The organism is Cupriavidus nantongensis (assembly GCF_001598055.1).
Taxonomy (GTDB): Bacteria; Pseudomonadota; Gammaproteobacteria; order Burkholderiales; family Burkholderiaceae; genus Cupriavidus; species Cupriavidus nantongensis.
The window spans coordinates 1,344,950-1,363,552 of sequence record NZ_CP014845.1; the positions used below are offsets into that span (position 1 = coordinate 1,344,950).

The 18,603-nt window shown below is 62.4% G+C and carries 15 protein-coding genes and 2 pseudogenes; 13 read left to right on the top strand and 4 right to left on the bottom strand.

From position 1 onward, the window contains the following. Nucleotides 1-55: 55 nt before the first annotated feature. The 10 genes and pseudogenes from A2G96_RS27100 (at nt 56) to A2G96_RS27125 (ending at nt 11,402) form a co-directional block, all read left to right on the top strand. The gene (locus A2G96_RS27100; protein ID WP_231909666.1) at nt 56-3,022 is read left to right on the top strand and encodes a type VI secretion system Vgr family protein; all 2,967 of its coding nucleotides are present in this window, start codon (nt 56-58) and stop codon (nt 3,020-3,022) included. Further along, nucleotides 3,019-4,449, top strand: a complete 1,431-nt coding sequence (locus tag A2G96_RS33580) for a hypothetical protein (protein WP_150124265.1) — start codon at nt 3,019-3,021, stop codon at nt 4,447-4,449. Before A2G96_RS27100 ends, A2G96_RS33580 begins: the two co-directional genes overlap by 4 nt. An 8-nt stretch (nt 4,450-4,457) precedes the next feature. Next, the gene (locus tag A2G96_RS27105) at nt 4,458-5,471 is read left to right on the top strand and encodes a PoNe immunity protein domain-containing protein (RefSeq protein ID WP_082819112.1); all 1,014 of its coding nucleotides are present in this window, start codon (nt 4,458-4,460) and stop codon (nt 5,469-5,471) included. Nucleotides 5,472-5,525: 54 nt separating this feature from the next. Continuing rightward, nucleotides 5,526-5,621, top strand: a pseudogene (locus A2G96_RS34455) (hypothetical protein); the annotation flags it as partial. A 79-nt stretch (nt 5,622-5,700) separates the two neighbouring features. Next, nucleotides 5,701-6,524: pseudogene (locus tag A2G96_RS34460) on the top strand (contractile injection system protein, VgrG/Pvc8 family). Continuing rightward, nucleotides 6,524-7,039 carry a DUF2345 domain-containing protein gene (locus tag A2G96_RS34465; RefSeq protein WP_062803266.1) on the top strand — a complete coding sequence of 172 codons (516 nt, stop codon included), beginning with the start codon at nt 6,524-6,526 and terminating at the stop codon, nt 7,037-7,039. Before A2G96_RS34460 ends, A2G96_RS34465 begins: the two are co-directional and overlap by 1 nt. Further along, complete coding sequence (locus A2G96_RS27120; RefSeq protein ID WP_062803267.1) at nt 7,036-8,610, top strand: hypothetical protein; 1,575 nt, start codon at nt 7,036-7,038, stop codon at nt 8,608-8,610. The genes A2G96_RS34465 and A2G96_RS27120 overlap by 4 nt, the downstream gene beginning before the upstream one ends. Continuing rightward, entirely contained in the window at nt 8,607-9,665 is a 1,059-nt protein-coding gene (locus tag A2G96_RS32835; protein WP_082819113.1) for a hypothetical protein, read from the top strand. Before A2G96_RS27120 ends, A2G96_RS32835 begins: the two co-directional genes overlap by 4 nt. 79 nt (nt 9,666-9,744) lie before the next feature. Continuing rightward, nucleotides 9,745-10,629: a hypothetical protein gene (locus tag A2G96_RS32840; RefSeq protein ID WP_335340554.1), complete on the top strand. Its 885-nt coding sequence runs from the start codon at nt 9,745-9,747 to the stop codon at nt 10,627-10,629. A 335-nt stretch (nt 10,630-10,964) separates the two neighbouring features. After that, nucleotides 10,965-11,402 carry a hypothetical protein gene (locus A2G96_RS27125; RefSeq protein WP_062804152.1) on the top strand — a complete coding sequence of 146 codons (438 nt, stop codon included), beginning with the start codon at nt 10,965-10,967 and terminating at the stop codon, nt 11,400-11,402. A 40-nt stretch (nt 11,403-11,442) separates the two neighbouring features. On the opposite strand, the gene A2G96_RS27130 is transcribed toward A2G96_RS27125, so the two are convergent. Beyond that, nucleotides 11,443-11,874 (bottom strand): hypothetical protein, encoded by a 432-nt coding sequence (locus A2G96_RS27130; RefSeq protein ID WP_231909667.1) that lies wholly within the window; start codon nt 11,872-11,874, stop codon nt 11,443-11,445. Nucleotides 11,875-12,001: 127 nt separating this feature from the next. Here A2G96_RS27130 and A2G96_RS27135 point away from each other — a divergent pair, with 127 nt between their 5' ends. Further along, a complete protein-coding gene (locus A2G96_RS27135) occupies nt 12,002-13,840 on the top strand; it encodes a bifunctional metallophosphatase/5'-nucleotidase (protein ID WP_167354399.1) in 1,839 nt (612 codons plus the stop codon). Nucleotides 13,841-13,864: 24 nt separating this feature from the next. On the opposite strand, the gene A2G96_RS27140 is transcribed toward A2G96_RS27135, so the two are convergent. Continuing rightward, a complete protein-coding gene (locus A2G96_RS27140) occupies nt 13,865-15,205 on the bottom strand; it encodes an MFS transporter (RefSeq protein ID WP_062803268.1) in 1,341 nt (446 codons plus the stop codon). Nucleotides 15,206-15,482: 277 nt separating this feature from the next. On the opposite strand from A2G96_RS27140, the gene A2G96_RS27145 reads away from it, so the two are divergent. Both A2G96_RS27145 and A2G96_RS27150 read left to right on the top strand, forming a co-directional pair. Beyond that, nucleotides 15,483-16,076, top strand: a complete 594-nt coding sequence (locus A2G96_RS27145) for a TetR/AcrR family transcriptional regulator (RefSeq protein ID WP_062803269.1) — start codon at nt 15,483-15,485, stop codon at nt 16,074-16,076. A 110-nt stretch (nt 16,077-16,186) separates the two neighbouring features. Then, nucleotides 16,187-17,491 (top strand): MFS transporter, encoded by a 1,305-nt coding sequence (locus tag A2G96_RS27150; RefSeq protein ID WP_062803270.1) that lies wholly within the window; start codon nt 16,187-16,189, stop codon nt 17,489-17,491. A gap of 82 nt (nt 17,492-17,573) precedes the next feature. On the opposite strand, the gene A2G96_RS27155 is transcribed toward A2G96_RS27150, so the two are convergent. Both A2G96_RS27155 and A2G96_RS27160 read right to left on the bottom strand, forming a co-directional pair. Further along, nucleotides 17,574-18,212: a CDP-alcohol phosphatidyltransferase family protein gene (locus tag A2G96_RS27155; RefSeq protein WP_062803271.1), complete on the bottom strand. Its 639-nt coding sequence runs from the start codon at nt 18,210-18,212 to the stop codon at nt 17,574-17,576. Between the two features lie 8 nt (nt 18,213-18,220). After that, complete coding sequence (locus A2G96_RS27160; RefSeq protein ID WP_026164392.1) at nt 18,221-18,511, bottom strand: antibiotic biosynthesis monooxygenase family protein; 291 nt, start codon at nt 18,509-18,511, stop codon at nt 18,221-18,223. Nucleotides 18,512-18,603: the final 92 nt, after the last annotated feature.

An 18,603-nucleotide genomic window follows, 5' to 3' on the forward strand; every position in this document is an offset into this window, starting at 1 on the left:
CGGTCCTGCCGTATCCAGGCCCGCATGCCGAACCCTCTAGCGCGACCCTGCTCCGATGAAGCCCTTGTCCTCTTACCCGTCATCCGCGATGGCCGCCCTGTCCGGGCTGCTGGGCCAGCGCACGCGCCAGATCACGCTGGAGACGGCGCTTACCGCCGACGACCTGGTAGTGGAGCGCTTCGTCGCACAGGAAGGTGTCTGCACACCGTTCCGGCTGCAGATCGATTGCCTGAGCCCGTCTGCGCACCTGGACACCGCGCGCCTGGCCACCGAGGAAATCACGCTGCGGCTGATGCTTGCCGACGGCAGCCGCCGCGCCTGGCATGGCTATGTGCAAGCGTGCGCGGCCATCGGCGGCGACGGTGGCCTGGCGCGCTACCGGCTGACGGTCGGCACCTGGTTCGATCAGCTGCGCGCTCGCACCGATTGCTATGTCTACCAGGACAAGACCGCGCTCGAGGTCATCGAAGACGTGCTGGCAGACTATGCGCTGGCCCAATACCGCATGGCGGTGAGCCAGCCGCTGCGCAAGCGCTCGGTCTGCTGCCAGTATCGCGAGACGGATCTTGCCTTTGTTACGCGGCTGCTGGCGGAGGAAGGCCTGTCTTACCGCTTCGAGCATCAGCAGGACGGCGCCGAACAATCCAGCCAGGATGACAAGACCCAGTCCCGTCATTGCCTGGTCATCTTCGACAACCAGGCCGAACGCCCCGCCTGCGCGCAGCCCAGCATCCGCTTTCACCGCAGCGACGCCACCGAGCGCGAAGACGCCATCGACCATTGGTCGCTGCAGGCCGCCGCCGGCACCAACGCCGTCACCGTGGCCTCATGGGACTACAAGTCCCTGGCCGCCACCGCCGCCGACGCCGGCAGCGAAAGCCTGGGCGAATGGCCCATACTGGAGTCCTTCGAAACGCGGGGCACGTACCGCTTCCCCGACGCCGACGCCGCCCGCCGCGCCGCGCAGCTGCGCGCGCAAGCGCATGAAAGCCGCTACCTGCGCTACGAAGGCGAAGGCAGCGTCCGCGCCCTGGGCGCCGGCGAGCGCTTCACGCTGACCGGGCACTTCGACACCGCCGCGAACGAGTTCGTCACGCTGGCCGTGCGCCATGAAGCGGCCAACAACCTGGGGGCCGAGGTAGCGTTGCTGCTGGGCCTGTCCGACATCGAGGCCGGCAGCTACCGCAACCGCTTCGAAGCCGTGCGCGCCGATGCCCCGATCGTGCCGGTGTACTGCCCCAAGCCCACCGCTCCGGAAGGACAGCCTGCCGTCGTCATCGCCGAAGGCGGCGCCCCGCTGACCACCGAGCGCGATCACCGCGTGCGCGTGCGCTTGCCGTGGCTGCGCGCGCCGATGGCCGACCCCAGGGCCGACACCGCCGCCGACCCGGCCCAGGACGACCTGACCCAGGTCACCGCCTGGGTGCGCGTGGCCACTGCCGCAGCCGGCCCCAACTGGGGCGCGCATCACCTGCCCCGCGCCGGCACCGAGGTCATGCTGACCTACCTCGATGGCGACATCGACCGCCCGATGGTGGTGGCGCAACTGCACAACGAACAGGACGCCCTGCCCTGGCCTGCCACCGAGGCCCCGCTGAACACTGCGCTGTCCGGCTGGCATTCGCACAACCTTGGCGACGGCGGCTACAACCAGTGGGTGGTCGACGACAACACTGGCCAGCTGCGCATGCGCCTGGCCAGCTCCGCCGCCGACACCCAGCTCAACCTTGGCTACGTGATCGCGCAGGCTCCCGCCAGCGGTGAACGCGGCGCCTGGCGCGGCACCGGCGCCGAACTGCGCACCGACGCGTGGGCCATCGTGCGCGCCGGCAACGGCTTGCTGCTGTCCACCACCGTCCAGGCCAGGGCCGCCGGCACCATGCTCGACATCCGCGAAGCCCGCGGCCAGATCGCCGCCGCCGAGCGTACCGCCCAGCGCCTGTCCGATGCCGCCGCCTCGCAGCGGGCGCTGCCGCTGGGAGCGCTCGCCGCTTTCGAACCGCTGACCAAGGCCATCGACCCGCAGCAGGACGGCAGCTATCCCGACCGCGTCAACGAGCAGGACGCCAAGCGCCCGGATACCGGCACCGCCGCCGAGCGCTTCGGGCAACCATGGCTCGTCGCAGAATCGCCCAGCTCGATTGCGCTGGCCACGCAGGCCACCACCAGCATCTTTGCCGGACGCCACCTGCTGGGACTGGCACAGGCTGACTGGCATGTCGGCGCCGGCAACACCGTCGCCGCGGCCGCGGCCAAGGGCGTGAGCCTGTTCAGCCAGAACAATGGGATTCGCGCCATTGCGGCCGGCGGACCGGTTTCCATCCAGGCCCATACCGATGCGCTGGCGGTGATGGCGGACAAGGCCGTGACGGTGACCTCATCGACCGACGGCATCGAGGTGCTGGCGCAGAAGAAAGTGGTGCTGCACGGCGGCTCGTCGCGGATCGTGCTGGATGGGAATGCGATTACGTTTGAGACACCGGGGTTGTTGTCGGTGAAGGGGGCTGGGCATCCGTTGGTGGGGGCTGGGGGGAATCCGGCGGAGTTGGCGGCGCTGCCGGTGGGAATGCTCAATCAGGCGCCAAATTTCCTTGAACTCAACTATCACTACGATGACCTTTCGCCGGTGCCGGGCGCGCCCTACAAACTCGTGTTCGAAGACGGTACAGTCCTGCAAGGCAAACTCGACGACAAAGGCTTCGCGCGCGTCGAGAACGTGCCGAATAGCTCTGCCCGGGTCTATTACGGCGAAGACCCCCGCCCCTTCACGTTGGAGGCAACCTTGCCCGCCAACACGTTGAAAACAGGCTCGACAACTAACGAAGAGGCCATCGCAAACATCGAGAGATATCTCGCAGAAGCGGACCATTTCTGGGCGACAGAGGCCACCTCCGAGCAACGGGAGTATCTCGCTCTGCTAAACGATACTGACGAATCCGCCGGCGAAAGTCTGTGGAACTACCTTGACACACAAGAACAGCAAGCTCTGGAGCAACAGCTGCGTGGTGAGGTACAAGGATGAACACGGCTAGTGCATTGGCTCGCACCGGGAGAGCCGCAGCAGACTCGAAGCGCAATAGTTGGTTTGACTCGCTGACTGACGAAGCCATCAGCTTCTTTAAGGGGGATAACAATGCCCCATGGGCAATCCTGGCCGAAACGGTGATCGGCTGCGTACCTGTGCTCGGGCAAGTGGTCGATGCACGTGACATCATCAAGGGCCTGATCGAAGTCTCGGGGGCGCCGGCTTCGCCCGCGGCCTGGTTCAATCTCATCACCGCGCTCATTGGACTGGTGCCAGGTGGCGGCGATGCAACCAAGCGTAGCCTGCGTGCGATCAAGAGCGGTTCGGCGAACATTGATAGCCTGCTGGACCTGATGCGGAAATTCGGCAAGGGCGACCCGGAGAAATTCCTACGGGAGATGCTCAATCCAAGCAAGCTCCAGAAGTTGCTTGATGACATGCTCAACAATCCGAGCCTGAGACGCCAGTTGAGTCCTACTGCGCAACGGCAGCTAGACAGCATTCGTAAGAATCTTTCTCATCAGTTTGATGCATTCAAGCGTGAAGTGGACGGCTGGCTCACCCGGGGCCGAAAGACCTCTGCAGAGGCGCCTGTGGCCAAGCCTGGCAAAACTACGCCGTCCGCCAAGCCCAACACAGAGGCAAAGGGGGGAACTAAAAGCAAGGCCGATGCCAATGACGGTACACACGCGAATCAGACAAAATCGTCAGAACTTGCACGACGTACACTGGGGCAATTGAAGCAGAAGGCCCTTGGAGTGCTGGGAGAGCACATGGCTGACTACCATTGCCAAGAGGTTAAGCGATGGGGCGAGCGAGCCAGGCATGACGGGGGCCGAAAGAACATAGCCAAGCTGAACGATGACTCCGAACTCGTGCAGTTGTGGCCACTCAGAGTGCGAGGACGCGGAATCGACGCGGTGTGGAAATCGAACGGCAACAAACCGTACGCAATTATCGAAGCCAAGGCCAGTTATGATCCAACCAAGTCGTTGGCCTCGTTGTTGCGGGATTTGAGTGATAAAACAGGGAAGGATGCACGGAGTAGTTCGAGTCCTCGACGGGGGAGACAAAGCAAGCAGGCTCCTCCTAAACTGCAGAATGGTACAACTGCGGTCAAGGCTTCGGCCCCATCCCGAACCCCGATGAGCAAAGATTGGATTGAGAGTCGCATTGCAAATGCCGTAGGAAGCTCTCTGCTTTCAAGAACCATTATTCTCAGAGGCTATTCTCGACATGTACTTTTTTTCTCTGTTCCTCATGCAATCAGTCATGCTCAAGCTCTACTTATGCATCTAGCCGACAAGGCAGTCAATGTATCCATGCATTCCGGTCACGAAGCTACTAGAGAATGGACGGAGAATCAAATTCAGAAACTCGTTGACGGCCGTCAAGGCTTGACGGGTGTATCGCGAAAACGATAAAGACAGAGATGATGATGAATTTTCACGTAAAACGTCGTCAACAATTTTTAAGCGAAAAAAATTATCAGCTCGCCCTTAAAGAAATTCCACAAGGAATCAAATTGTTCGAATCGGAGCCCGCGAGATCTGGTAGCTCTGAAGCGGAAGGCTGGTTGATCTCATACCGGATGATAGCTTTCGATTTATTCAACCTCCTCGTATTGAAGTATACCGGCGGAGAATCAATCGAAGCCATGCGCAGTGAGCTTGAAGGAGTCGTGGAGGGTTACGAACGGGCCACCAATCAACTTCGCGAATACTCTAGAGATCCAAACGCCAGCGGATTTCAAGTCGACTCTTTTGATGGATATTGTCCTTGCTTGGGCTTGATTAGTCTCTGCTACCTCCTGCATCGCCGAGATTTGCTCCCCAGGGTTGCGGAGCTTCTTGACGGGCCGGACAAGAATAATGTCGGCATGGATTTCCTGATTGAGGACTTTCTCTCCTACGCTCCCATGGACCGCTATGAGAGTGACACGCTGCTCGTGACTGAGCCATTCGAATCCCTGGCCGATGCCATGGACAGCGCCGACAATAAGGATGCATTAAAGCATCTGCGGAAGTTTCTTAAACGCTGGTATAAGGATCTTGCCGGAGCGCCTTGGCACGACGCACACAAGCCGGACGCCCAAGGTCGAACCGGAGGCTACTATGGCTATTGGTCTTTTGAAGCTGGAGCGGCAGTCCTCTTGCTTGGCATCGACGACGATAGCAGCCTTCACACCTATCTTTACTACCCCAAGGATCTTGTCGATTGGGCAAAAGCCCATTCGGTTCTGGAAGCTAAACAGAATGCGGTAGCGGCAACGGGTCTGCGCTGCGAAGCCGGGCAACCCTGCCCAAAGGGCGGGTACTGGATGACGCCGGCCAAGTCGGGGTCTCGCCGATATTTTCCGCAGGGCCAGGAGATGCCCCCAGTCGCCTCCGACTATGGCACGACCATTTGGCAATGGGATCCGAATCAAGCAGATCCAACCCTCTGAAATCTGCAACTGACTATCTTTGCAAAGGGAAGCTGCGCGCTTGGCACGGGCAACGTGCAAGCCTGCGCGGCCCTGGGCGGCGACGGCGGCCTGGCCCGCTACCGGTTGACGGTGGGTTCCTGGTTCGACCACCTGCGCACGCGGGCGGACTGCTACGTCTACCAAGACAAGACCGCGCTGGAGATCATCGAAGACGTGCTGGCCGACCTACCCGCTTGCCCATTTCCGCATGGCGGTCAGCCAGCCGCTGCGCAAGCGCTCGATCTGCTGCCAGTACCGCGAGACGGATTTTGGCTTAGTCACGCGCCTGCTGGCCGAGGAAGGCCTGCCCTACCGCTTCGAGCACCGGCAAGGCGTGCCGGGCAATCCGGCCAGGATGACAGGCGCCAGTCCCCCGCCATTGCCGCCACGGCGGCCGACGCCGGCAGCGAAAGCCTGGGCGAATGGCCAACGCTGGAGTCCTTCGAAACACGCGGCACGTACCGCTTCCCCGACGCCGACGCCGCCCGCCGCGCCGCGCAGCTGCGCGCGCAAGCGCATGAAAGCCGCTACCTGCGCTACGAAGGCGAAGGCAGCGTCCGCGCCCTGGGCGCCGGCGAGCGCTTCACGCTGACCGGGCACTTCGACACCGCCGCGAACGAGTTCGTCACGCTGGCCGTGCGCCATGAAGCGGCCAACAACCTGGGGGCCGAGGTAGCGTTGCTGCTGGGCCTGTCCGACATCGAGGCCGGCAGCTACCGCAACCGCTTCGAAGCCGTGCGCGCCGATGCCCCGATCGTGCCGGTGTACTGCCCCAAGCCCACCGCTCCGGAAGGACAGCCTGCCGTCGTCATCGCCGAAGGCGGCGCCCCGCTGACCACCGAGCGCGATCACCGCGTGCGCGTGCGCCTGCCCTGGCTGCGCGCGCCGATGGCCGACCCCAGGGCCGACACCGCCGCCGACCCGGCCCAGGACGACCTGACCCAGGTCACCGCCTGGGTGCGCGTGGCCACTGCCGCAGCCGGCCCCAACTGGGGCGCGCAATCCAGGCCCATACCGATGCGCTGGCAGTGATGGCGGACAAGGCCGTGACGGTGACTTCATCGACCGACGGCATCGAGGTGCTGGCGCAGAAGAAAGTGGTGCTGCACGGCGGCTCGTCGCGGATCGTGCTGGATGGGAATGCGATTACGTTTGAGACACCGGGGTTGTTGTCGGTGAAGGGGGCTGGGCATCCGTTGGTGGGGGCTGGGGGGAATGCCGCGGCGTTGCCGGCGTTGCCAATTCCAGCAAGCCAGCCCAACTGGATCGAGATGAGCCTGCTGGGCTATGAAGGTCAGCCTATGCGCAACATCGAATACGAACTCACGTTTGCCGACGGCACCAAGCGTACGGGCAAGCTGAATGGCGTTGCCGAGCAGCGGGAAGAAGCCGTGCCATGGGGTCAAGCCACGCTCACGTACAAGAACAACCCGGCTGCAAAGGACGTGCCTCGGCCCTCTCTGGATGACCTGCTGGCTGCCACTGAACCGCTCATCCGTGAAGAGGAAGCACGGCTAAACCAGGACCAGACGAATACGACCGCATGAGCACCCAACAACAGACAGAAGAGGCATGGGGCCTTGTTCACGGCCAGGCCAAGCCTGAAGACAAAGGGGTCGGCCTTTGGCTATGGGAAGCGATTCAGGGCGACTTCAATGAAGACCGTTCCGCCGGTCAGATTGCGGCCGACATGGTCATCTCCCTGATTCCGATCGTCGATACGATCTGCGACATCCGCGACCTCTGTGCAAATATTCGTGCGTATCGGAAAGACCCCGGCAACAAGCTGATCCTCTTCTTCATCGCCCTGACCATTATCGGCTTCTTCCCCGAGGTCGGCTCGGTAATCAAGGGGGTCATCAAGATCGCCTTTGTTTACATCCGCAAGTACTTGCGTAGGCTAGAGGACCTGTTCGATGCGACCAAGCTTGCCCGTGCTACTGACCAGGCGCTCGACGCCGCCCTGCCCAAAATTACTGAGTTTCTCAGCAGTTCTCGGGTCGTGAAATGGGCGACGAAGGAGGGCGTGGCTGACATCTACCGCTTCTGCGCGCGGAAGATTGCTGAACTCGCAAATTTGGTCAACGGCGCCAAGTTGAGGACCCAATTCCTCACGGCCGCTGACAAAACCGAGAAGCTACTCGGCAGATTGAAGTATATCGTCCCTGGCCCCACGCGCGAGAAATTGAACGATTTTCTAGATTTCCTTGCGAAGAACAAGCAACAGATCGCAAACGAATTAGAGCGGTTCACGGCACCGATTCGCACGATCTTGAAAATTACAGCGAAGCGCTTGGACGACCACGCCTGGATTGCTTATACCCAGACGCATAATAAGGGCTGGATTGCACCAATTAGCTCTCAAGGCGCAGCTCAATTGATAAATAAAAATCCACCTAAATGGGTGCGAATTGCCGACGATCTCCCTCACCCCGCCCCCAGCAATGAGGAAGCCATAGCGGCTGAGTTAGCCCTGAAAGACGTGCTCGCAAAAAGAACTGCCGCTGGCAAATCAAATCCACCGGCGATCGATGCCAACCTAATAGCCACCTTCGAAAGAGACCAACTTAAAATTGATACCATTACGGGACCGAGGAAACTGTATCGTATCGTAGATCCCACAAATGCTGCCGGCGGTATTTTCTGGGTTGACGAGACGACCTTTCAAAGCCTTAGGAGTCGGGCGGATTGGCGCGAAAAGCTAGCCGTCAAGCCTGAATGGAATCAGAATGGCCAATATGTAGTCTACGAGGTACCCCCGGGGGAAGCATTCCAAGTTTGGCGCGGTCCCGCGGCCTCTCAACCCTTGGACGGGACGCCATATCACTTACCTGGTGGAGCGGATCAGATTGTTTTCTTTCCAACTCCCGACGACCTGCTACCCTCACGACCACGGATTGACCTTGAGTCTGGCGAGAATCTTTTGGATCGTAATGGTAAACCGGATACCCGGATCGTGTGGACAGACGTCACTGGCAGGAAAACTACAGCGGTCGCACGGGAGAAGGCCAACGATTCGCATGTAAAAGGTCCTTTTGAAACCGGCTGGGGATTTGCCGATTGGAATAAAAATCAGGCGAATGAAATCATCCTGGCATTACCGGACGACATTCAATGAGCGAAGCGAATTTGCGACCTTATACAACGACACGCGACCTAGACCAAGACGCGTGGTTCCTTTACCAATCGGCATCGCTGCCCTATTATCAACGGTGCGCGCATCTATGCGAGGACTTTGCGGAATTGTATAACAAATTCCTTACAGGCTATGGGCTCCATGGGCAGGCGCGACTGGACTACTGGGTGTCCCGCTACCTAACGCACGCTTACAATATTCGACGCGGCATCCAGTTTATCGAGAATGGCGGCGACTATATGCCGATGATCGGTTTCCTCAACGAGCCTACGACGGATTACCGAGGGCTGGTCGAGCAGCCCCTCGGCTGGATGAGTGATGCGCAGCGCAAGCAGTGGGATGACACTTTCCAAAGGCTGAGTTACGCCTGTGGTACCGGCAAGACAACGCTTGGCAACAATCGCACCAAAGGCAGACAGTGGTTGAATCGAGGCTCGATCAATGATCGAAAATATCTTGATCGAGATGATAGTCATCCCGGCGATCGAGCTGACTCCATTAAATACGCCGAGGATTTTGGAATTCTATCTCCGCCGTCAAAGTATCCGCAACATACGATTGACACCGCTTTCACGATTGCTCCCGGAGAACCTTGTCCACGTACCGGCGTTTGGGTACCAGCACAATGGCTCGGTGGCGAAAGTAATTTTAGCCTAGCGTTCTGCGTTCAAGGCCAACCGATGCAGCCCGCTTATCGGATAATTGGGCTCAAGGTATCAAATCCTTTTGCAGGATTTGACGACGAGATGGCCGCCGAATATGAAGCGATCGCAAAAGGTTCGCCTGTAACGCAGGCTGTTGATACGACTTGGACATTCGTGGAGAAGGCAGCCGACGCTCAACTGCAGCCGGAAAGCCATGAGCGACTGCGTGCCGATAGCAATCTCCCATGTCCCAAGACCGGCTACTGGATGACTCCGGCTAAGGCAGGCTCGAGGCGTTTTTTTCTGCAAGGCGGAATCATGCCCGTCGTTTCGTCGGACTTTGGCTCGACTATTTGGCAATGGGACGTGGACCAGTCCGATCCAAGGCTATAAATGCCCTTAAAGGACCTCACGTGCTCTCACGTTCATCCCATCTATGTAATAGCGTCGCCTCGAAAGTTATCATTACACCATGAGTGCAACGAATTACTCGAATGTTGTCTCTTCCAGTCCCAACCTCCCCCGCAACCTGGATCAGGATGCGTGGTTTCTTTATCAGACCACGTCTTTCCGCTTTTACGAGTTGTGTGCAACGCTATGCGAAGATTTTGCCACCCTGTACAACAGCTTCATCACCGGCCATGGACTCCATCGCCAAGCTCGGCTGGATTACTGGGTTTCGCGCTACCTACAGCATGCCGACAACATTCGCCGCGGAATTAAGTTCATTAAGGACGGAGGCGACTATATTCCTATGATTGGTTTTCTTAACTCGCCCACCACCGACTATCGCGGTCTCATTGAACAACCACTCGGTTGGATGACCGAAGAACAATCCAAACAGTGGAAAAAATCGCACGAACGGCTTAGCGCTGCTTGTGGAACCGGGCATGTCACGCTGAACAACCTCCGCTCGGGCGGTTTGGAATGGCTCAAGCGTGGTGCAGATGCGATCGAGTCACCCTTTGTTGACCGGGACGATAGCCATGTCGGCGACATGGCCCAGTCAATAGGGTTCCTGGAAAAATATGGCATACTCAATTCATTAGAGACCTATCCAAGGCACAGGATCAACGACGATTTTTCAGTATCCCCTGGACAGATATGTCCCCGCACCGGCGTTTGGGTGCCATCACAATGGATTGCAGGCGCCAGTGATTTTAGCTTGGCCTTCTGTGTTGAAGGTCTATCAATGCAGCCTGCCTACAAAATTATTAGGCTCGATATGTGGCCTCTCGATGAAAAGGCGGGAAGCGCGCTTGAGCCAAATTTGGAACTCGAAGGTGAGCCGGTAACGAAAGCCATGAATACCACCTGGCATTTTGTGGAAAACGGTCCGATCGACCGAAGCCCTTAAGGAATATCGCCTAAGTTGCGAAGACAGGCAATTTTGCCCCAAGAGCGGCTGCTGGATAACACCGACTAAGGTTCTCTCCCGGCGATATTTCAAGCAAGGCGACACCATGCCCGTAGTGGCCTCACTATGGCACTACCATCTGTCAATGGGACATTGACCTGTCGGATCCGAGGCTCTGAAACACGTCTAATCGATTCAGGACGACAAGGTCACGCCTAGTCATTGAAGACCTCGTTGCCTACGCCAAACGCTTGCGTGATGCGAACCTTGTCACCAGCAGCTTGGACGCGCCAATTGACGAAACCGAATGAGCGTCAGCGAGAATGGATAGCACCATGAAGCGCCTACTAACCCCGATCCTCTCCGCAGTCATCGGAGCCATAGTTGGCGCAACCGTGGTACACCAGCTCGCGCACGAAGAAACTCCGAAGGTGCACAAGCTTCAGTATCCATTGATGCTTACTGGCGGAAATGCCGATAGCCCTGCCGCAATCCTTCCCCGAGGGACCTCTCTATATTTCGATCGCGCCTTCCCGGAAGGCTTTGTCCGATACAAGGTCTACATCAATGTGGAGGGCACAAAGCTCCAGCCTCGGGACGCAACGGAAGAATTCTGGCTAGACCCGCTGACTGCAACGCCCTTCGATAAGGACAGCCTGCATGCGCTGCTCAAGCGCTTTCCACTGGGGAAGGATGATTTTTCAGCTGTGCTCGGCTCAGGCCAATTGACCAAGGAAGAGATACGCGACCTACTCCGCGCGTACAGCGAATAGTCCGCCTGCAACTATCGCGCGCAACTATTCCTGGAGCATTTCACCGACCCTTCTCCCGCTCCATCTTTTCAATCACCCCCACCCTCTGCCCACAATCCCCCTCCACCGCCTTGCACAGCGTCTTGTCATCCACCCCCAGCTTGCGCTGCAAGACCCGAAACTCCCGCAAATAGACCCGCGCCGCCGCCTGCGCCCCCGGCAGCGACAAACGCGCCGAACTATTGGCCCCGACCCACGCATAGTAGTAATGCCCGAGCAACCGCGCCGCCGTATGCTTCCGGCCGCGCGGAATCTCGTGGGCGATGGCGTCGATGCAGGAGCGGTATTCGTCGGCGTCGTCATGCATGTATTCCTGGCAGGCCGCCATGGCATGCCGGCTTGCCTGTGCCACGGCTGGCGGCAGTTCGGTGGTGGCGGCTTGGGTAATGCCCGTGCACACGGCCAGTGCGCAGGCGATCAGGTTGGGATGCATGGCATTCGATGCATAGCGTTGATTGCACCTCAGGTTAGCGCCATGGCATGACATCCCCGCGTCATGAAGCAGTCACGATGGGCCCATAGAGTGGCTGCCTGCAGCCGCTTCCCAAAGGATTGGCCACATGACACGCAAACGGTATGTCGTCGCGAGCCTGGGTGCGCTCGCTCTTGCAGGCATCGTTGCTGCCTGCGGTTCCGGGAATGACGAGGGCGGTTCGGCGCCGTCGAGCCCTGCTCCGGTGGCGGATGCTCCGGTATCGGTCAAGATCATCGGTCTTAATGATTTCCACGGCAACCTGGAAGCGCCGGGCGGCAGCGTGGTGGTGCAGGATGCCGCCAACCCGGCTGGTACCCGGGTATCGGCGGGCGGTGCCGCGTACCTGGCGGCGCTGATCCAGACCCTGAAGGCGAAGAATCCGAATAACGTGGTGGTGGCTGCCGGCGACATGGTCGGCGCTTCGCCGCTGGTTTCCGGGGCGTTCCATGAGGAGCCGGCCATCGATGTGCTGGGCCAGATGGGCCTGGAAATTTCATCGGTGGGCAATCATGAGTTCGACAAGGGCCGCGATGAGCTGCTGCGGCTGCAGAACGGGGGCTGCTTTCCGCGGTCGGCCGACGGACGGCGCGGCATCGTCGGCGTGGACACGTGCATGACCAACGGCGCCTACGCCGGGGCGAAGTTCAAGTACCTGGCCGCCAACGTCATTGACCAGGCAACCGGCAAGCCGCTGTTGCCGGCGTACCAGATCAAGACCTTCGACTGGGCCAAGGTCGCCTTTATCGGCATGACGCTGAAGGACACGCCGTCGGTGGTCACGCCCGCGGGCACGGCGGGCCTGAGGTTCGAGTCCGAGGCAGACACGGTCAACAAGCTGATTCCGGAACTGCGCCAGCAGAACGTCAATGCGATCGTGGTGTTGCTGCATGAAGGCGGATCGACCACGGCGGGCACGGTGAACGACAAGAGCTGCCCGGGACTGAACGGCGCCATCGTGTCGATCGTCGACAAGCTCGATCCCGCCGTGGATATCGTGGTCAGCGGCCACACCCACCAGGAATATGTCTGCACCCGGCCGGACGGCAAGCTGCTGACGCAGACGGGCTTCTACGGCCGGCTGGCTTCGGAAATCGACATCACCATCGATCCGGCCACGCGCCGGGTCTCGTCCAAGCTGGCGAACAACCGCGTGGCGGTCAACGATCTGGTGATCAAGGACAGCCAGGGCAAGCCGATCCCGCTGCCTGCCGGCTATACGGCGCTGCCGAAGGACAGCGCGGTCGACGCGATGGTCAGCCGTTACGTGGAACTGACCGCGCCGATCAAGAATGCGGTGGTGGGCGCCATCACCGCGAGCATCGATCGCACCCAGACTGCGGCGGGTGAGTCGGCACTGGGCGACCTGGTGGCGGACGCCTACCTGGCCGGCACGTCGGATGCATCATTCGGGCCGGCGGTGATCGCCTTCACCAATCCCGGCGGGCTGCGCCAGAACCTGACGTACGACGCCGCCACCAATGGCCAGACCACGTTCGGGCAGCTCTACGCCGTGATGCCCTTCGGCAACAGCATGGTGACGATGGACCTGACCGGCGCGCAAATCCTGCGGCTGCTGGAACAGCAATGGGAGGCGCCTCAACCTGCGGGCGGTCGCGTGCTGCAGGTTTCCAGCGGCTTTAGCTATACCTGGGACGCGAGCAAGCCGGCAGGCGCCGCCGCGGGACAGGGCAATCGCGTCGACCCGGCGTCGCTGCGGCTCAACGGCGTCGTCATCGACCCCGCCAAGACCTACCGCGTCACGGTGAACAACTTCATGGCGTCCGGCGGCGACAATTTCACGGTGCTGACGCAAGGCACGAACCAGCAAGCCGGGCCGGTCGATATCGATGTCTTCGAAAGCTATTTCAGGGCGAAATCCCCGGTCGGTCCGGGCGCACCGAACCGGATCACGCGCCTGAACTGAAGTAGCGAGCGGCGGCCCGCGCCGCTACGGACGCGGCGCGTCAGCGGCCAGCCGCATCCAGCTGGCCACGGCACCGGCGCCAGCGAACGCCGCGCCCAACGCCAGCGCCAGACCCGGCCCGTGGTCGCCGCCGATGCCGAAGCACAATGCCACCAGCGCCGCCCCCGTGGCCTGCCCCAGCAGCCGGGCCGTGGCCACCACGCCGCTGGCGCCGCCGCTGCGCTCGCGCGGGGCGCTGGTCATCAAGGCCTTGAGATTGGGCGACTGGAAGAAGCCGAACCCGGCGCCGCACAGGCACATGCGGATGCCGATATCGAACGCGCTGGGGTTGGCCGGCAGCAGCGCCAGCGACAGCATGCCGGCACTGAGCACGGCCAGGCCCACGCCGCCGAGCACGGCGGGCGGATAGCGGTCGGACAGGCGCCCGGCCAGCGGTCCGATCAGCGCCACCACGACGGACCATGGCGTCAGCAGGAAGCCGGTTTCCACCTGCCCTCGCCCCAGCACGTGCTGGAAATAGAACGGCAGCGACACAAAGGCCAGCCCCTGCGCCGCGAACGAACACACCGCGGTCAGCGTCGACAGCGCGAACATCGGCCGCCGGAACAGGTCCACCGGCAGCATCGGCGCCGGATGGCCGCGCTCGCGCCTCAGCAGCAGCCCGAACGCCACCACGAAGACGCCGGCCGCGGCCAGCGACAAGTGCAGCGGCGCGCGCTGGGTGCCCTCGCCCAGCGCCAGGATCAGCGCGGCAAAGGCAATCACGGTGAGCCCCGCTGCCACGCGATCGAAGCCGTGCGTGCTGCGTGCCGTCTGCGGCAGCGAGCCGCGCCCGATCGCCAGCGCCAGCAGGCCGATCGGCAGGTTGACGGCAAACAGCCACGGCCACGTGCCGAACGACAGGATCACCGACGCCACCGTCGGCCCCACCGCGAACGAAACCCCGACCACCAGCGCATTCAGCCCCAGCCCGCGGCCAAGCCGGTGGGTCGGAAAGATCGCGCTGATCAGCGCCGTGTTGACGCTCATGACGGCCGCCGCGCCGATGCCCTGCAGCACCCGCGCCGCGGCCAGCGTCGGCAGCGACCACGCCAGCGCGCACACCACCGACGCGGCCGTGAACAGCAGCACGCCGCCCAGGTAGATGCGCCGGTGGCCAACCACGCCGCCCAGCGCCGCGAACGGCAGCAGCGTCGCCACCATCGCCAGCTGGTAGGCGTTGATCACCCACACCGAGGCTGCCGGGGTGGCGCGCAGGTCCGCCGCAATCGATGGCAACGCCGTATTGGCGATGGCGGTATCGAGCGTGGCCAGGGCGACGGCGATCAGGATGGCGGCCATGCCGCGCCGCTCGCGCGAGGTCATGGCGTCGGCCGCAGAGGCGGTCTGAATGGGGGCTGTGTTGGACACTTTCTTTACCGGTTGCCGCCGGGGCCGGGGTTCGCAGTGCGGGGGCGCACTGCAGCCGGGGCGATCATCAGGCAAGACGATACGGGAAAACCCTTCACCTTGCTGAAGAGGCATTCCTATGTATGCACATTTACGCTTCGGCAAGACCGATTAAATGATGCTCAACATCTATTGAATAAATGATGCACATCATCTAAGCTTCGTGAAAGCCCAACCCCAGCGAGGTCTACAGATGGCACGCGCATCACGCGAGCAAACCGACAAGAATCGCGAGGCGATCGAACAAGCGTCGTCGCGGCTGTTCCGCGAGCGCGGCCTCAACGGGGTCAGCGTGGCGGAACTGATGGCCGGCGCCGGCCTGACCCATGGCGGCTTCTACGGCCATTTTGCGTCGAAGGACGCGCTCGCGGCGCAGGCCTGCAAGCGCGCGTTCGAGGAATCGACCGCACGCTGGGAGCGCCGCCTTGCACGTGCCGACGGCGACCGCAAGGCCATGCTCGCCAACCTGGTCGAGCCCTACCTGACCGCCGCGCATTGCGCCAACCCAGGCGTCGGCTGCGCGGCCGCCGCGCTGGCCGTCGATGTCGCCCGCGAGCCCGCCGGCAAACCGGTGCGCCAGGCCTATGCCGAAGGGCTGCGAATCATGATCGATGACATGGCCCAGACCGTGGCGTCGGACGATCCGCAGGTACGCCACGACCAGGCGCTGGTGCGAATGGCGTTGCTGGTCGGCGCCCTCACGCTCGCGCGCGCCACCGAAGGCGATCCGCTCTCCGACGAGATGCTGAACGCGGCGCGGGCTCACCTGCTGGACAGCACCGCCTAGTACCCAAGCTTTTTTCCTGAAGACTGACCGACAACCCGCGGCCGAACGCAGCGGGATGCCCTTCCTTTGCCCTTTCCGACCCGCACCGAAACCGAGACCACGAGAGCCCCATGTTCGCCCAAGCCCTTTCCCGCCGGCTCGACCGGCGCGGCATCCACTACGCGTGGCTGATCGCCGCCCTGACCTTCCTGGTCATGCTCACCACTTCGGCCGCGCTTGGCCTGCCCGGGGCCTTCCTGCAGCCGATGAGCCGCGAGATGGGCTGGAACACCGACCAGATCTCGTCGATCCTGGCGTTCCGCTTTGCGCTGTTCGGGCTGATGGCGCCGTTCTCGGCGCTGCTGATGGATCGCTTCGGCGTGCGCAACGTGGTCTGCGCAGCGCTGGCGCTGATTGCCGGCGGCATGGCGCTGGCCACTGTGTCGACCGAGCTGTGGCAGCTCTTTGTGGCATGGGGTCTGATGCTGGGCGTCGGCTCGGGGCTGACGGCGCTGGTGCTGGCGGCCATCGTTGCCAATCGCTGGTTCAGCGCACGGCGCGGCCTGGTGATGGGCATCCTGACGGCCAGCGCCGCCACCGGGCAACTGGCATTCCTGCCGGTGGCGGCCTGGCTGATCGAGCATATGGGCTGGCGCGTAGCCGTGCTGCCGGTGCTGGTTGCGTGCGCGGCGCTGGCGCTGCTGGTTTTCGGGCTGATGCGCAGCCGGCCCGCCGATGTGGGACTGGCGGCGTTCGGCGAAGCGCCGGCCAGCGCGGCCGTACCGCCCGCACCCCAGCCTGCTACGCCGTTCACGCTGAGAGGCCCGTTCCGCGTGCTGCGCGAAGCGTCGCGTACCCAGGCGTTCTGGGTGCTGGCGGGCACCTTCTTCATCTGCGGCCTGAGCACCAACGGCCTGATCCAGACGCATTTCATCGCACTGTGCGGCGACTTCGGCATGGGCCCGGTGCCGGCGGCGTCCGCGCTGGCCATGATGGGCGCGTTCGATTTCGTCGGCACCATCCTGTCGGGCTGGCTCTCGGACCGCTACGACAGCCGCAAGCTGCTGTTCTGGTACTACGCGCTGCGCGGCCTGTCGCTGTTCTGGCTGCCGCACTCCACCTTCACGCTGTACGGGCTGTCGATCTTTGCGATGTTCTACGGCCTCGACTGGATCGCCACCGTGCCGCCGACGGTCAAATTGGCGGCAACCGCGTTCGGGCGCGAGCGCGCGCCGATGGTGTTCGGCTGGATCTTCGCAGCGCACCAGATCGGCGCGGCGGTGGCGGCGTTCGGCGCAGGCCTGAGCCGTACGCTGCTGCTGACCTATACGCCGGCGCTCTACGCGGCGGGAGCGGCCTGCCTGGTGGCGGCGCTGATGGCGTTGATGGTCAGCCGCCAGCGCGCGGGGGTGGTCACAGAGGCGGCGCGCGCCTAAGCCAGGCGTGAGGCGTTGTTCGCGTCAGCGCTGGCGGAGAGAACGAGAAAGAGAACTCGCCGGCGTCATGCGCGCCGGCCACTCAGAACTTCGGAATACGCAGCGTCTTGCTCACCATCAGCGTACCCGACAGCGCGAACAGCAGCACCAGCGGATGCAGCACGGCGGGGCCGAGCGCCCATGCGCCGCCAGGCAGTTCGGCACCGAGCTGGCCCTGCGAGGCGCACCACGCCAGCACGGCGGTCAGCAGCACGCTGGTGGGGATGGGCGTGCCTTCGAAGTACGCCACCTTGCCGCTGTCGCTGCCGGCTGCCAGCGATTCGGCGGTGACGTTGAAGCGCGCCAGCCGGCTGACGCCGCAGCAGACAAAGTAGATCAGCACCGCCAGGTCCCAGCCGCCGCGCATGCCGGCGGCAAAGGCCAGCGTGGCGGGGCCGACGCCGAACGAGATCACGTCGGCCAGCGAGTCCAGCTCGCGCCCCAGCGCGGAATGCGCATGGCGCCAGCGCGCGATGCGGCCGTCCAGCACGTCGAAGATAAAGGCCAGCGGTGCCAGCGCCGCGGCCGTATAGAAATGCGCCAACTGCTGGTCCGCGACGAAAAACATCGCGAAGAACACCGACCCCATGCCGCAGGCCGCGTTGCCGAGCGTAAACACATCGGCCAGCTGCAGTTCGCGCAGCATCGAGAAATGGCGGGGGCGTTCGGGCCGGGTGTTCATGGCGCGGCTTACAGGACCTTGGACACGTGGTGCACGTTGGGCGGCGCGGCGAAGGTTTCCGCTACCAGCCCGCGCCATTGCTGGAATTCGGGCGATTCGCGGAACAGCACCATGTGGTCGTCGACGGTTTCCCAGTCCACCACCAGGGTGTACTGTTCCGGCTGCTCGATCGAGCGGAACAGCTGCACCCCGTGGCAGCCGTGCGAGCGCAGGAACAGCGGCGTGGCCTGGCTTACGCCTTGCTCGAACTGCTTGTCCATGCCGGGCTTGATGGTGATTTGCGCGATTTCCTTGATCATGTCGTCGTGGCGATGAGGTGGATGCCGGCGCCGGTCGGGTACCGGCGGGTCTCTACTACCTTAGCACGATCGCGGCGTCACATGCCCGCGGC